We start from the raw sequence: 14,565 nt of genomic DNA on the forward strand, positions 1-14,565 counted from the left end.
CGGTCACCACCTCCGCTTCTCCACGCCGAGCCCGAGCGCCCGCGCCACCTCCGCGATGTTGGCGAAGCGGCGTTCCGGCAGGGCGTGCAGCATCTCCGTCACCTTGTCGGGGGCGTCCATCTCACGGGCGTGCCGCAGCAGATCGCCCTTCTTCGCCGGGAAATCGGTGTCACTGAGCCATTTGGCCAGATCGCTGCGGACATCCACCCCTTCGGCGGTGATGCCTTCCGCCGTTCCCGGCTCGCGTCCGGGCGCGTAGCTGCGGACGGACTCCTCCTCGCCGGGCGCGGGCATGGGCTCGGGCTCCTTCCACTCCTCGGCGTGCGAGGTGCCCCCACCTCGGACCAGGCCCTCGGTCTCCTGCTTCTGATGCTCATCGATGCGAGGACCGTGCTTCGAGCTTCCGCGTTCCATAGATGTCACTCCTCCCCAAAGCGCCCCTACCCCCGCTTTGGTGGACAAACATCACCAGTGTGTACGCTGCCGAGCGTGTTCGACGCTGACGCCGACATCGCCACCGAACGGCTGGTGCTCCGGTCGTTCGGCCCCCACGACGAGCGCCGGATCCGCTCGATCGTCGAGGCGCGGGTCCCCTTCCTGCCGCCCGGCGCCCCCGGCCACCTGTCGGGCGTGCGGCAGTGGCTCACCCACGGCGTGCACGAGCTGCACCGCTCCGGCCAGGGCAGGCACCTGGCCATGACCGACGCCGAAGGCCGCATCGTGGGCGCGATCAGCCTGTTCAAGACCTCCTGGGGCGCGGGCACCACCGAGGTCGGCTACGGCGTCCACCCCCTGCACCGGCGCCGGGGCTACGCCACCGAGGCGCTGCGCGGCCTGACCGGCTGGGTGTTCGACACCACCGCGCTGCGCCGCATCGACCTGACCGCCAACCTGGACAACCTGGCCTCGCTGCGCGTCGCCCAGAAAGCGGGCTTCACCTGGGAAGGCGTGCTCCGCGCCGCCGTGCTGGAGGACGACGGGCCGCACGACCTGGTCATGTTCGGGCTGCTGCGCGGCGACTCCCGGCTTCCCTCGGACACCCTGCCCCGCGCCGAACTGAGCACCGTACGCCTCCTGCTCAGGCCGCTCGCCGAGCAGGACATACCGGATCTGGCCGCGACCGGCGCGGACCCGCTCACCCAGGCCGGCACCGGCGTCCCGCGCGGCTACACCGAGGACGACGCCCGCGAGTGGGTCGCCGCCTCCGAACGGACGAGGCTGCGCGGCCACGGCGCCGCCTGGGCGGCGACGGACCGGACGACCGGCCGGTTCCTGCTCAGCCTGGACGTCAGGGACGTCGACTGGATCAACCGGACCTGCGAGGTCGGCTACATGGCCGCGCCGTGGGCCCGCGGCCACGGCTACACCGGCGAGGCCGTCGCCGCCGTCGCCCGCTGGCTCTTCGCCGAGCGGGGCTTCCAGCGGCTCCGCCTGCGCGCCGCCCCCGCCAACACCGCCTCCCTCCGCGTCGCGGAGAAGGCCGGGTTCGTCCGCGAAGGCGTCGAACGTGCCGCGCTGGGCGGCCAGGACCTGGTGGTGTTCAGCCTCATCCCGGCCGACCTGCCCTGAAGCGCCCCGCCTCCCTGTGGTGAAAAGCCGGGAGAACCGTCACTCTGGGTACGAGGGGACGGTGAGGCGCATGATCACAGTGGTCGGGTGGGACGGATCCGAACTGTCGGCCCAGGCGGTCGACCGGCTGCGCGAGGCGACCCTCGTCGTCGGGCCCGCGGCGCTGCTCGGCAGGCTCACACTGACCGCCGTGACCGCCCCCGACGACGCCCTCCTCGACACCCTCGACCTCCACCTCGAACAGGGCTCCGGCCCCGCCGTCGTGCTCGCCGCCGGCGACCCCGGCTTCTTCGGCGCCGTCCGCGCCCTGCGCGGCCACGGGCTCAAGCCGGACGTGCTGCCCGCCACCTCCCTCGTCAGCCGGGCCTTCGCCCGCGCCGGCCTCAACTGGGAGGACGCCCTCGTCGTCGCCCCCGCCGGGGCGCATCAGCTCAACCGCGTCGTCAACGCCTGCCGCGCGCACCCCAAGGTCGCCCTCGTCGTCGCGCCCGGCGTCGGCCCCGGCGACGTCGCCCGCGAGCTCGCCCCGACCACGCCGCGCTCCCTCATCGTCTGCGAGGACCTCGGCGGCCCCGGCGAGCGCGTCACCCACAGCCGCATGGGCGAGGCCACCACGCGCCCCTGGAAGGACCCCGACGTGGTGCTCGTCCTCGACCCGCTGCACCGGCCCAAGGAGCCGAGCTGGGTGGCGGGCGCCCGCCCCGGCCCCGCCGAATGGGCGCTGCCGCTGGAGTCCAGGCTGCCCGCGGAGGTCAGGGCGTACGTGCTGGCCAAGCTCGGCCCCCGGCTCGGCGACCTCGTCTGGGACGTGGGCGCGGGCGGCGGCGAGATCGCCGTCGAGTGCGCCAGGCTCGGCGCGGCCGTCGTCGCCGTCGAACGCGACGCCGCCTCCTGCGACCGGCTGCGCGCCAACGTCCTCCACTACGGCGTCAAGGTCGCGCTGACCAGGGGACAGGCCCCGCCCGCCCTCGAACCGCTGCCCGACCCCGACGCCGTGTTCGTCGGCGGTGGCGGCCCCGACGTGGTCGCCGCCTGCGCCGCGCGCCGCCCCCGCTCGCTCGTGTGCGCGCTCAACTCCGTCGAACGCGTCCCCACCGTGCTCGGCCTGCTGCGCGAGCAGGGCTACCGCGCCGAAGGCAGCCAGATCCTGGCCGCCAGGATCGCCCTCGAACCCGACGGCTCCCACAGTCTGGCCGCCGCCGACCCCGTCTTCGTCGTGCACGCGACACCCGCGCACACAGCGTGACCTGTCGCCCACCGGCGCCCATCGGTTATCCTCGCGTGTCTTCCTCTACGCACCGGAGCACCTTCCCATGAAGCCCCCGCTCCTGCTCATCGGGCAGGGATCGAACGACGACGCCGACTCCGCGGAGTTCGGCCGGTTCGTCCACCGGCTCCGTTGCCGGCTCGACCAGACGGCCGCCGACGTCTCGGGCGGCTACCTGGAGCGTGCCACGCCCCGCCTCAGCGAGTCCGTCGCCTCCCTCGTCGCCCGCGGCCACCACCGGCTCGTCGCCATGCCGCTCAGCCTCAACCGGCTGAGCGAGGAGCTGCCCGCCGCCCTGGAGCAGGAGCAGCGCCGCCACCCCACGCTCATGTACGACTACGGCAGGCCGCTCGGCCCCGACCCTCGCGTGCTCTCCCTGCTGGCCGAACGACTCAACGACGCCGCCACCGACATCCCCCGGCTGCGCCCGCTGGAGCTCGTCGGCGCCCGGCCCCGCCTCCGCGCCGTCGACACGCCCCCCGCCGACGGCCTCCAGACGCACGTCGAGCCCGGCGAGACCGCCGTCGTCCTGGTCGGCGAAGGCGCCACCGACCCCGTCGCCAACGCCGAGGTCCACCGGGTGTCGCGGCTGTTCTGGGAGACGCACGCCTACGACTTCATGACCGTCGAGACCGCGTTCGTGTCGCTCACCCCGCCCGGCGTCCCCGGCGGCCTGGAGCGCTGCCGCCGCCTCGGCGCCAAGCGCGTCATCGTCGTGCCCTACCTGCTGTTCGCCGGGGCCACGCTGGAGCGCGTCTGGGCGCAGGCCCTCGCCTACGGAGCCGGGCACCCCGAGCTCGACATCCGCTGCGCCGAGGTGATCGGCGACTGCGAGACCCTCGCCGACGTCGTCATCGACCGCTACGAGGAAGCACTCCAGCTCGTCCCGTGACCGGAGGTAGTGCAGTGCCCGCCGACACCGAGCCCGGCCAGTCGCCCCTACCCGGGGTCCTCGCCGCCATCCGCCCCGCCGACCCCGCCGTCCTCGCCGACGCCCGCGCCCACCAGGACCGCCTCACCAAGCCCCGCGGCTCGCTCGGCGCCCTGGAGGACGTCGCCGTACGCCTCGCCGGCGCGGCAGGCGTCACCCCGCCGCCCATGCCCGAGCCCGCCGCCCTGGCCATCTTCGCCGCCGACCACGGCGTCCACGCCCAGGGTGTCAGCCCGTGGCCGCAGGAGGTCACGGTCCAGATGGTGGCCAACTTCCTGGCCGGCGGCGCCGTCGCCAACGCCTTCGCCGCCCAGGCCGGCGCCACCGTCACCGTCGTGGACGTCGGCGTCGCCGCCGACCTCCCGGACGATCCCCGCCTGGTCAGGCGCAAGGTCGCGTACGGCACGGCCGACCTGTCGCAGGGGCCCGCGATGACCGTCGACCAGGCCGTCCAGGCGCTGGAGACCGGCATCGCCGTCGCCCGCGACCTCGTCGCCCAGGGCGCCCGCTGCCTCATCACCGGCGACATGGGGATCGCCAACACCACGGCCTCGGCCGCCCTCATCTCCGCCTTCACCGGCCGCGACCCGGCCGACGTCACGGGGCGCGGCACCGGCATCACCGACGAGACCCACGCCCTCAAGGTCCGCACCGTCCGCCGGGCCCTCCACGCCAACGCCATCCCCGCCCCGGGTGCGCGGCTTCCTGGAGAGGAAGGCGCGGAGGGTGCGCGGCTTCCCGGGGAGGGCATGGAGGCGGTCGAGGCGTTGCGGGTGCTCGCCGCCGTCGGCGGGTTCGAGCATGCCGCGATCGCCGGGTTCATCCTGGGCGGCGCGGCCCTGCGGGTTCCGGTGATCCTCGACGGCGTGATCGCCGGCGCCGCCGCCCTGGCCGCCGCCGCGCTCGACCCCGCCGCGACCGACCACTGCGTGGCGGGCCACCGCTCGGCCGAGCCCGGCCACTCGGCCGCCCTGGACCACCTGGGCCTGCGCCCCCTGGTGGACCTGGAGCTCCGCCTGGGCGAGGGCACCGGCGGGCTGCTGGCCCACCCGCTGGTGTGCGCCGCCGTACGGGTGATGCACGACGTGGCGACCTTCGACGCGGCGGGAGTGACCGAAAAGCCCGTGTGATGATGGGGACACGGCAACGACCACGTGAGGTGACCAGTGTCCCGATACGGCCCGATGTTCGGTCCCGACATCACGTTCCTCGGCGTCGAGCGGTGCGACGTCGGCGATCCCGCCACGTACGCGGACGCCGACGTGGTGATCATCGGAGCGCCGTTCGACGGCGGCACCTCCAACCGCCCGGGCGCCAGGTTCGGCCCGATGGCGCTGCGCCAGGCCTGCTACCTGCCGCACGACGGCTCCCGCCCGAGCCTGGCCCTGCGCGTCGACGCGCTGCGCGACCTGCGCGTGCTCGACGCCGGGGACGTGGAGTGCTATTCGGGGGACGTGGAGGGCTCGCTGGCCGCGATCGAGGACGCGGTGCACCGGGTGGCGTCCTCGGGCGCGATCCCGCTGGTGCTGGGCGGCGACCACACGGTGGCGCTGCCGGACGCGCGCGGCACCGCGCGGGCCCACGCCCCCGGCCGCACCTCGATGATCCACTTCGACGCGCACGCCGACACGGGCAACATCTCGTTCGGCCACCTGTACGGTCACGGGCAGCCGATGCGCCGCCTCATCGAGTCCGGGGCGATCCGCGGTGACCGGTTCCTCCAGATCGGCCTGCGCGGCTACTGGCCCGATCCGGAGACCCTGAGCTGGATGGCCGAGCAGAACATGCGCTCGTACGAGATGACCGAGATCGTGGCGCGCGGCCTGGAGACGTGCCTGACGGAGGCGTTCGGCATCGCGCTCGACGAGTGCGACCGGATCTTCCTCTCGGTCGACATCGACGTGTGCGACCCCGGGCACGCGCCCGGCACCGGCACCCCCGAGCCGGGCGGGCTGACCGCCAGGGAGCTGCTCGACGCCGTCCGCCGGATCTGTTACGAGCTGCCCGTGGCCGGGATGGAGGTGGTGGAGGTCGCCCCGCCGTACGATCACGCCGACGTGACCGCGTTCCTCGGGAACAGGGTTATCCTTGAGGCGCTCTCCGCGATGGCCAGACGCCGTAAGGACGACGAAGGCGGGCCGCGCTGGGACCCTCGGCAACCCCTTCTCGACGGGCGTTGACCCATGCGAAACGAATGACGCGATGAGACCCGGTAGGTTTACGTCCTAGCACACCAACCTTCGCGAACGGGAGATTCCCGACAATGGGTCCCTACCTCCTCGGCCTGCGGCTTTCCGGCCGCCGGGTCCTCGTCGTGGGCGGCGGGCGCGTGGCTCAGCGGCGGGTGCCGGCGCTGCTCGCGGCGGGTGCGGAGGTGACCGTGGTCTCGCCGAGCGTCACCCCCGCTCTCGACGATCTCATCGCCGCCGGCCGCATCACCTGGCACGCCCGCCCGTACGAGGTGGGCGACTGCGACGGCGCCTGGCTCGTGCAGGCCTGCACCGACGACCGGTCGGCCAACACGGCCGTGGCCGCCGAGGCCGAGGCCAAGCGGATCTGGTGCGTGCGCGCCGACGACAAGGACGCCTCCGCCGCCTGGACCCCCGCTTCCGGCCGGGTCGACGAGGTCAGCGTGGCCATCACCGCCGGCGGCGACCCGCGCCGGGCGGCCGGCATCCGCGACGCCGTCGTGGACGCCCTGCGCGACGGCACCGTCGACGCCCGCCGCAACCGCACCAAACCCGTCGGCGTCGCCCTGGTCGGCGGCGGCCCCGGCGATCCCGGCCTCATCACCGTGCGCGGCCGCCAGCTCCTGGCGCAGGCCGACGTCGTGATCGCCGACCGGCTCGCGCCCCGCGCGCTGCTCGACGAGCTGGCCCCCGACGTCGAGCTCGTCGACGCCGCCAAGGTCCCCTATGGCCGCTCCCTGTCCCAGGACTCGATCAACGAGCTGCTCGTCGACCGGGCCAGGGCGGGCAAGTTCGTGGTCAGGCTCAAGGGCGGCGACCCGTTCGTGTTCGGGCGCGGCGGCGAGGAGATGATCGCCTGCGCCCGGGCCGGCATCCCGGTGATGGTCGTGCCCGGCATCACCAGCCCCGTCGCCGTGCCCGCCGCCGCGGGCGTCCCGGTGACCCATCGAGGCGTGAGCCAGGAGTTCCACGTCATATCGGTGCACGTCGCCCCGGACGACCCCCGATCCACCGTCGACTGGCCCGGCCTGGCGCGCTCCCGTGGCACCCTGGTGCTCATGATGGCCGTCGAACGGCTCGCCAAGGTGGCCGAAACGCTCGTGCGAGACGGACGTCCGCCGGAGACTCCCGTAATGGTGGTGCAGGACGGTACCCTTCCGACCCAGCGGGCGGTAAGCGCCTCGCTTTCCACCGTGGCCGACCGCGTGTCCGCGGCTGGGATACGGCCACCGGCGATCGTCGTCGTCGGCGACGTCGTAAAGGTCGGCCAGGAGGTCGAGATGGTTCGAGCGGAGCGCTTGCCGTGAACACGGCCATGGATGACGGGCGCATGGATGACGGGCGCGAGGAGTCGCCGGGGGAGCAGACCCTGACCTTCCGCGCCATCACTGACGTGCCCCCGTCCGACACCGCCCCGGCGGTCCCCGACGCCCCCGGCCCCACACGGCCGTCCCCTCCACCTGCGGCGGAGGCCGACACAGGCGACCAGGACGAGGCGCCCACGTCAGTGTGGGACGTCCCCGTACGCCGCCCGCCCGCCGCGCCGACCTCCGTATGGGAACGCCCGTCCCGCCCGGCCCCTGCCGCCCCGCCCGCCTCCCCTGAGAGGGACGAGGATCTCTTCACGGAGACCGCCGCCGCCTCCTCCGACGACGAGGACCTTCCCGACAGCGCGGACGCTCCCGCTGAGAGCGACCACGCCCCTGAGGACGCCACGGCTGCCCTCGCCGAAGAGGACGACTCCGACGAGGACGCCGACAGCGCGTGGCTGTGGGGCGACGACGAGAGCGACGCCGTCCCTTCCGACGAAACCCCGCTTGACGACGCGCCGTCCGACGAGGCCCCGTCCGAAGAGGACGATGCCCCCTCCGATGAGGCGGACGTGGCCGGTGACCTCGCCGGGGCCGCCGACGCCGACGCCGGGGCCGCCGACGCCGACGCCGCCGACGCCGACGCCGACGACGGCGACGGCGCTTCCGACGTCGCCGAGGACGCCTCCGACGAGGACGAGACCGCTTCCGCCACGGCTGACGATGACGCCGGGGCGGAGGACGTACCCGGTGAAGCCGAAGAGGACCTGCCGCCCGAGACCGTCGAGGCGCTGACGGCGGCGCTCGGGGCGCTGCGGGAGAGCGTGGCCGGGCTGCGGTTCGGGCTCGACCTGCCGGGTGCCGAGGAGGCGCGGCAGGCGCGGGCCGACCTGCAGGCGCAGCTCGAGGACTACGTGCTGCCGAGGGTGCGCACCCGGACGGCGCCGGCGCTGATCGTGATCGCGGGCTCGACCGGCGCGGGCAAGTCCACGCTGGTCAACTCGCTGGCTGAGAAGAACGTCTCCCGCACCGGGGTACGGCGGCCGACCACCGGCGTGCCGGTCCTCGTGTGTCACCCGGACGACCGCAAGTGGTTCACCGAGGGTGAGCTGCTGGGCGGGCTGCGGCGGCTCGACAAGCCGGAGCCCGGCGCGGGCATGCGCAGCGTCGTCGTGGTCGCCACGGAGAAGCTGCCGCAGGGCGTCGCGCTGCTCGACACGCCGGACATCGACTCGGTGGTCGAGGAGCACCACGAGATCGCGCACCGCATGCTCGACGCGGCCGACCTGTGGATCTTCGTCACCACCGCCGCCCGCTACGCCGACGCCCCCGCGTGGAACCTGCTGCGCCTGGCCAAGGAGCGCGGCGCCCGGCTGGCGATCGTGCTGTCCAGGGTGCAGCCGAGGGCGCGCGAGGTGGTGCTCAAGCATTTCGTCCGGATGCTCACCGAATACGGCCTGGGGGAGATCGACCGGTTCGTCATCGAGGAGTCGGCGGTCACCGACGGCAGGCTGCCCGACAGCGAGATGACCGATCTGCGGCTCTGGCTCGCCGAGCTGTCCGTCGATGACAAGCGCCGCGCGCAGGCCGTGCGCAAGACGCTCAACGGGGTGCTCGACAGCTTCCGCACCCGGGTTCCGGCGCTGGCCAAGCAGCTTGAGCTGCAGGTGGCGTTCCGCAGCGAGCTGCGCGGCGACGTCGAGGCGGCCTACATGAGCGCCCTGACGGAGATCGACAAGGCGTTCCGCAGCGGCATGATCATTCAGGGTGAGGTGCTGGCCCGCTGGCAGGACTTCGCCGGTTCGGGCGACCTGATGCGCTCGCTCCAGTTGCGTAAGCGCCCCCGTTCCTCGCAGGCGCCGGAGCGGATCACCGCGTTCCGTGGGGCGTTGAAGGCGGGGCTGGAGTCGGTGATCGTGGCCGCGGCCGGCCGCGCGGCCGAGGAGGTCGCGGGCCGCTGGCGGCACCGCGCCGAGGTGGGCGCCACGCTGGCCGAGGGGCTGGAGCGGCCGTCCGACGAGCTCGTACGGCATGCGGGCCGGGCCGTCGCGTCCTGGCAGGAGCATGTGATCGAGCTGGTCCGCACCGAGGGCGTGGCCAAGCGGTCGGTGTCCAAGCTGGTGTCGTTCGACGCCGACTCGCTGTCGCTGATCTTCATGGTGGCGATGTTCAGCGGCGGACGCACCGAAGGGGTGCCGCACCGGCTGGTCAAGGCGCTGCTCGGGGCCGAGTCGCTGCGCGGCATCGGCGCCAAGGCGCTCAGCGATCTGAGAGCCAGGATCGGCATGCTGTTCGACGAGGAGTCCATGCGTTACGTGCAGGCGCTCGACTCGGCGGGGATCCCCGACGAGTCCGCCGCCACCCACCTCTACCAGGCGACGTACAACCTCGAGGTCGCACGATGACCACCGTCACGACCAGGCCGGGGCTCGCGCCGCGGCTGTCCGCCCTCACCAAGGTCGTCGAGCTCGGCCCCGGCCGGCTGGACGACAAGCTGGTGTCCGAGGCCCAGAACCTGCTGCTGCGGGCCGGCGACCGGCTCAAGCTGTCGTCGGAGCACACCGTGGTCGCCCTCGCGGGCGGCACCGGCAGCGGCAAGTCGTCGCTGTTCAACGCCGTGTCCGGGCTGGAGCTGTCGCCCACCGGCGTGCGCCGGCCCACCACCGCCCACACCCACGCCTGCGTGTGGGGGCTGGAGGGGGCGGCGCCGCTGCTCGACTGGCTGCAGATCGAGTGGCGGCACCGGTTCGCCAGGGCGAGCGCGCTCGACAAGGGCGAGAGCCAGCTGCACGGCCTGATCCTGCTCGACCTGCCCGACCACGACTCGATCCGGGCGCTCACCGACACCGAGGCCGACCGGCTCATCGGCCTGGCCGACCTGGTGGTGTGGGTCCTCGACCCGCAGAAGTACGCCGACGCCTCCACCCACCGCCGCTACGTCACCGAGCTGGCCGGGCACGACGCGGTCACCGTGTTCGCGCTCAACCAGGCCGACCGGCTGTCCGCCGAGGAGCTGGCCGAGCTGGTGATCGACCTCAACGACCTGCTCCGCCGCGAGGGCGTCGAGCATCCGAGCGTGGTGCCCACCTCGGCGGTCAGCGGGCGCGGAATCGAGAGCCTCAAGAGCGTCATCGCCGGGGCCGTGTCCCGCCGCCGGGCCGCCATCCAGAAGCTGGAGGCCGACCTGCACCGGCTGGAGCAGCGGCTCACTCGCAGCATGCCGGTGGGCGAGGCCCTGAACGTGCCGGCGTCCGTCGACGAGGCCCGCCGCATGGGCCTCACCGACGCGCTCTGCGACGCCGTCGGCGTTCCCGCCGTGGGCGAGGCCATGGAGAACGTGTACGCCGAACGCTCCGGCCGCTGGGTCGGCTGGCCGTACCCGCGCTGGCTGGACCGCTTCCGCCCCGACCCGGTCAAGCGCCTGCGGCTGCAGGATGTGGGCGACGAGATCCGCGGCATCACCACGGGCTCGGTCAGCGCGCAGTCGGCCGAGGTGGCCAACGCCGTGCAGGCGCTGGCCGACGGCCTGACGGTCGGGATGCACCCGGTGTGGCGCAGCGCCGTGCACCGGGCGGCCCGCTCGCAGCTCGGCATGCTGCCGCGCACGCTCACCGAGGACCTCACCCAGGTCGCGCCCCGGCTCGACAGGGTGCCGGGATGGTGGCGGGCGCTCAAGGTGTGGCAGTACGCCCTGGTGGCGGCGTTCGGCGTCGGGCTGGTGTGGCTCGGGTTCGGGCTGCTGCTGCCCGGGCGGCTGCCGGCGTCGCTGCAACTGCTGGGCGACACGTCGGCGCTGCCGTGGGTGGCGCTGATGATGGCCTCGGTGCTGGGGCTGGGCATTTTGTCCGGCATCGCGTCACGCAACTTCGTGGAGCTCGGCGCGTCCCGTGAGCGGGAGCGGCTGGAGCGGGAGATGCGCCGTCGGGTGGCGGTGATCGCCGAGAAGGCGGTGGTCGAGCCGGTGGAGCGTGAGCTGGGCCGGCATCACGCGTTCTACCAGGCGATGCGCGGCCTGGCAGGCTGACGCCCACTTCGCGCGGACGACGCGGCCCCGGCCGCTCGTCGCGGCTCGTTCCGCCGTGTGCCTGCTTTGTGCGTGCTTGCCCGTCCGTGCCCGCTCGCCCTGTGCCCGCCCGTCCGCGGCCGCCCGTCCGTGGTAGCCCGCCTGTTGCCGCCCGTCCTCCCACGTTGTTCGCCCGCGTCGCTCCTCTGCGCTGTTGGCCCGTGTCGCCCGTCTGTGCCGGTCGTCCACAGGGCGGGTCGCGCTCCGGCGGCGTCATCCACAGAACGCGGTTCGCCCGCCTGCCGGAGGTCCCCGGCGCGGCACTGTGTTCCCAGGTCGCGGGCGTCCGGCCCGCTGCATGGGAGGCACGGAATGAACGACATCTACATCACGCTAACCGGCAACGTCGCGGCAGAGCCCAGGCAGCACACCTTCGACGACGGCGTCAAGGTGACCTCGCTGCGGGTGCTCACCTCTCACCGCTACTTCGACCGGAAGACGGGCCAGTGGATGGACGGGGAGAGGGTCTGCTTCGCGATCCGCTGCTGGCGGACCCTGGCCGACAACGTCGCGCGTTCGGTCCGCGTCGGGCAGCCCGTGGTGGTCTCCGGCAAGCTGCGCATCCGGGAGTTCGGGCCCGAGGGGGATCGCCGGTTCATGCCGGAGGTGGAGGCCAGCGCTGTGGGTCACGACCTGCGCTGGGGCACCGGCACCTTCGTCAAGCCGGAGCGGGGCGGCGCCGCGTCGTCGGTGAGCCCCGAGGTGCGTGAGCGGCTCGACGAGGAGATCCAGGACTGGGCGATGGGCGCCACCCGCACGGGCTCCCGCCGGGGCGCTTTGGACTCGATCCCCGACCCGGCCGCCGACTTCCAGCCACCGGAGGGCGCCACCGTGCGCATCCTCGGCGCGGACGACAACGAGACCGAGAGCGAGGACGCCGAGTGGCCGGTTGAGGAGCGCGCCGCAGCCTGACCCCGGCCCGGGCTTCGGGTTTCCGCCTGGGCGTCGAGGGCGACGGCTCGGCGCTTCGCTGGGCTGGGCCGTCGCGCCTTCCAGTTGCCCGTTCCCTCGTTGCTGCCCAGCTCTCGGGGAACTCGCGCACGGCGTAAGGGAGGTGAAGTCGGTACGGCGTGCGAGGGGTTCGGCGTGGGCCCACACGCTGAGGCCGACGCGGGACGACGCCGCCATGTCCGGGATGGGAACGGGTCGGTGGCTGTCACGTCCGGGATGGGAACGCGCTGTGGCCGTCACGTCCGTGATCGAGATGGGCTGGTGGCCGTCATACCCATGATCGAGACGGGCCGGTGGCGGTCACGTCCGTGATCGAGATGGGCCGGTGGCGGTCATGTCCGTGATGGTGACGGGTTGGTGGCCGTCGCGTACGTGATGGTGGCCGTCACGTACAGGGTCACGCTCACCTGTCGGCCGGGGTCGGCGTCTGTTGCGGAGCTCGGCGGATCGTACGCGGCGCCAGTTCTGACAGCCCACTGGCCGTACGTGATCAGTGACCGACATGGACGAGGCTGGGTGGGGCGGCGTGCGGGGCTGAGCGGTGCTGGGCCTGAAAGGGGTGGTCGGGCGGAGGGGGGATCGGCCGACGGTGCTCAGGCACCGGGGGAGCGGCCGATGGGTGCTGCCCGAAAGCTGGCCAGGGCATCTATCAGGTCCAGGTTACGCCCCGCACGATGAGTGCTCCTTTCCGAACGGTTGCTCGCGGATTGAGCAATGTCCCGTAACTAACCACATCACGTATGTGGTCGCTCCGCCCAACGTATCGTTTCCCTTCGCACATCGCACACTCCGCAATTATTGTGTTACACATCGTTAGTCAGGGAGGAGACGAGATGGCGGCGACCAGTCACACCTCGACGAAGCCTCGCGGCGGTGTGTCGAGTCTGGTCGGCCGATGGCCGCTGCTGGGCCAGGGGCGGCTGCTCGTCGCCTACGTCAGCGCCATCGTCCTGCTCGACCTCGCGGCGATCGTGTTCTTCGCCGCCTCCACCGCGATTCGCTGGCCCGACGTGCTGACGTTCGCCGCGCTGATGAGCTGCGGGGCGGTCTGCATCGAGGCGACCCGGCGGCTTGGCATGCCGGCCGGAGTCTCGCGTGACCTGCTGTCGGCCTGGTGGCTGCCGGTAGCGCTGCTGCTGCCGCCGCTCTACGCGCTGCTGGCGCCGATCGTTTTGCAGGCGTTGCTCCAGTTCCGGGTTCGGGCGACCGTGCTGCACCGGCGGGTGCTGAGCTCGGCGGCGATCGGGCTGGCCGGAGGCGCCGCGTCCCTGACGTACCACCGGCTCGTGCCCGATCCGCTGCTGCTGGCCCAGGGGAGCGGGAGCGCGATCATGCTGGCGGTGGCGGCGGCGCTCGTGTTCGCGCTGCTCAACACCGGGCTGGTGGCCGTGGCCGCGCACACCGCCAATCCCGACTCACGCTGGCGTGAGGTGTTGTGGGATCGGGAGAGCGCGCTGCTCGACGTCGTGGAGCTGTGCCTCGGCGTCATCGTCGCCATCGCGTGCGCGCTCAACCTCGCCCTGCTTGTGCTGGCGCTGCCGCCTGTCGTCCTGCTCCAACGCAGCCTGTTGCACGCCCAGCTCCAGGCGGCCGCGCGTACCGACCCGAAGACGGGGCTGCTCAACGCCGCCGCCTGGCAGCGGGAGGCCGACACCGAGATCGTCCGGGCCCGGCGCACGGGTGAGACGCTGGCGTTGCTCATCGTCGACATCGACCACTTCAAACGGGTCAACGACGCTCATGGGCACCTGGTCGGCGACCAGGTGCTGATCGGTGTGGCGGGCATGTTGCGCAGCCAGCTGCGCGATTACGACGTGGTGGGGCGTTTCGGCGGCGAGGAGTTCGTCGTCCTGCTGCCGCGTGCCGACCTGTTGGAAGCCCGGCAGGTCGCCGAACGCCTCCGCACCCGTATCGGCCGCATGTCCGTTCCGGTGGACGAAGCCCTCATCACGGTGACCATCTCAGTGGGGGTGGCGCTCATGAACGTGCACGGTGACGACCTCATAGACCTGCTGGCCGCCGCCGACCTCGCCCTCTACCGCGCCAAGGAATTGGGCCGGAACCGCGTCTGCATCCCGGCCGCGCCCCCACGCCCCCGCCTACCGGGAGAGACGTCGGCCTGACGGCCAGCGGGCGTACGGGTGAGAGAGTCGGCCAGCCTGAGTGTGGTGCGGGCCGGGTCGTGGCCGAGGCTCGGCGGTTCGGCCGTGGCGCTGGGGTGAACGGCTGCTGGCGCTGAGGATGGTGGCTGCGTTCTGCGGCTGCAGTGACCCTGGCGCTGGCGC

At 73.1% G+C, this 14,565-nt stretch carries 11 protein-coding genes; 10 read left to right on the top strand and 1 reads right to left on the bottom strand.

The genetic code is table 11. From position 1 onward, the window contains the following. Positions 1-3: 3 nt before the first annotated feature. Positions 4-414, bottom strand: a complete 411-nt coding sequence (locus tag AB0G11_RS30750; RefSeq protein ID WP_219503895.1) for a DUF2795 domain-containing protein — start codon at positions 412-414, stop codon at positions 4-6. A gap of 75 nt (positions 415-489) precedes the next feature. On the opposite strand from AB0G11_RS30750, the gene AB0G11_RS30755 reads away from it, so the two are divergent. The 10 genes from AB0G11_RS30755 (at position 490) to AB0G11_RS30800 (ending at position 14,403) form a co-directional block, all read left to right on the top strand. Further along, positions 490-1,569 carry a GNAT family N-acetyltransferase gene (locus AB0G11_RS30755; protein ID WP_357590121.1) on the top strand — a complete coding sequence of 360 codons (1,080 nt, stop codon included), beginning with the start codon at positions 490-492 and terminating at the stop codon, positions 1,567-1,569. 70 nt (positions 1,570-1,639) lie between these two features. After that, positions 1,640-2,815 carry a bifunctional cobalt-precorrin-7 (C(5))-methyltransferase CbiE/decarboxylating cobalt-precorrin-6B (C(15))-methyltransferase CbiT gene (locus AB0G11_RS30760; protein ID WP_219503901.1) on the top strand — a complete coding sequence of 392 codons (1,176 nt, stop codon included), beginning with the start codon at positions 1,640-1,642 and terminating at the stop codon, positions 2,813-2,815. Positions 2,816-2,882: 67 nt separating this feature from the next. Further along, entirely contained in the window at positions 2,883-3,728 is an 846-nt protein-coding gene (locus tag AB0G11_RS30765) for a sirohydrochlorin chelatase (RefSeq protein WP_219503903.1), read from the top strand. A gap of 14 nt (positions 3,729-3,742) precedes the next feature. After that, on the top strand, positions 3,743-4,897 hold the full coding sequence (locus tag AB0G11_RS30770) for a nicotinate-nucleotide--dimethylbenzimidazole phosphoribosyltransferase (protein WP_308125709.1): 1,155 nt from the start codon (positions 3,743-3,745) through the stop codon (positions 4,895-4,897). Positions 4,898-4,933: 36 nt separating this feature from the next. After that, positions 4,934-5,947: an agmatinase gene (gene speB / locus AB0G11_RS30775; protein WP_308125710.1), complete on the top strand. Its 1,014-nt coding sequence runs from the start codon at positions 4,934-4,936 to the stop codon at positions 5,945-5,947. Between the two features lie 83 nt (positions 5,948-6,030). Then, entirely contained in the window at positions 6,031-7,263 is a 1,233-nt protein-coding gene (gene cobA / locus AB0G11_RS30780) for a uroporphyrinogen-III C-methyltransferase (protein WP_357590123.1), read from the top strand. 23 nt (positions 7,264-7,286) lie between these two features. Further along, complete coding sequence (locus tag AB0G11_RS30785) at positions 7,287-9,671, top strand: dynamin family protein (RefSeq protein WP_357590125.1); 2,385 nt, start codon at positions 7,287-7,289, stop codon at positions 9,669-9,671. Beyond that, entirely contained in the window at positions 9,668-11,290 is a 1,623-nt protein-coding gene (locus tag AB0G11_RS30790) for a GTP-binding protein (protein WP_357590127.1), read from the top strand. The genes AB0G11_RS30785 and AB0G11_RS30790 overlap by 4 nt, the downstream gene beginning before the upstream one ends. A gap of 351 nt (positions 11,291-11,641) precedes the next feature. Next, positions 11,642-12,241 (top strand): single-stranded DNA-binding protein, encoded by a 600-nt coding sequence (locus tag AB0G11_RS30795; protein WP_219503930.1) that lies wholly within the window; start codon positions 11,642-11,644, stop codon positions 12,239-12,241. Positions 12,242-13,113: 872 nt separating this feature from the next. Continuing rightward, positions 13,114-14,403, top strand: a complete 1,290-nt coding sequence (locus AB0G11_RS30800; protein WP_219503935.1) for a GGDEF domain-containing protein — start codon at positions 13,114-13,116, stop codon at positions 14,401-14,403. Positions 14,404-14,565: the final 162 nt, after the last annotated feature.

It is taken from the genome of Nonomuraea sp. NPDC023979 (genome assembly GCF_040639085.1).
Lineage (GTDB): Bacteria > Actinomycetota > Actinomycetes > Streptosporangiales > Streptosporangiaceae > Nonomuraea > Nonomuraea ceibae.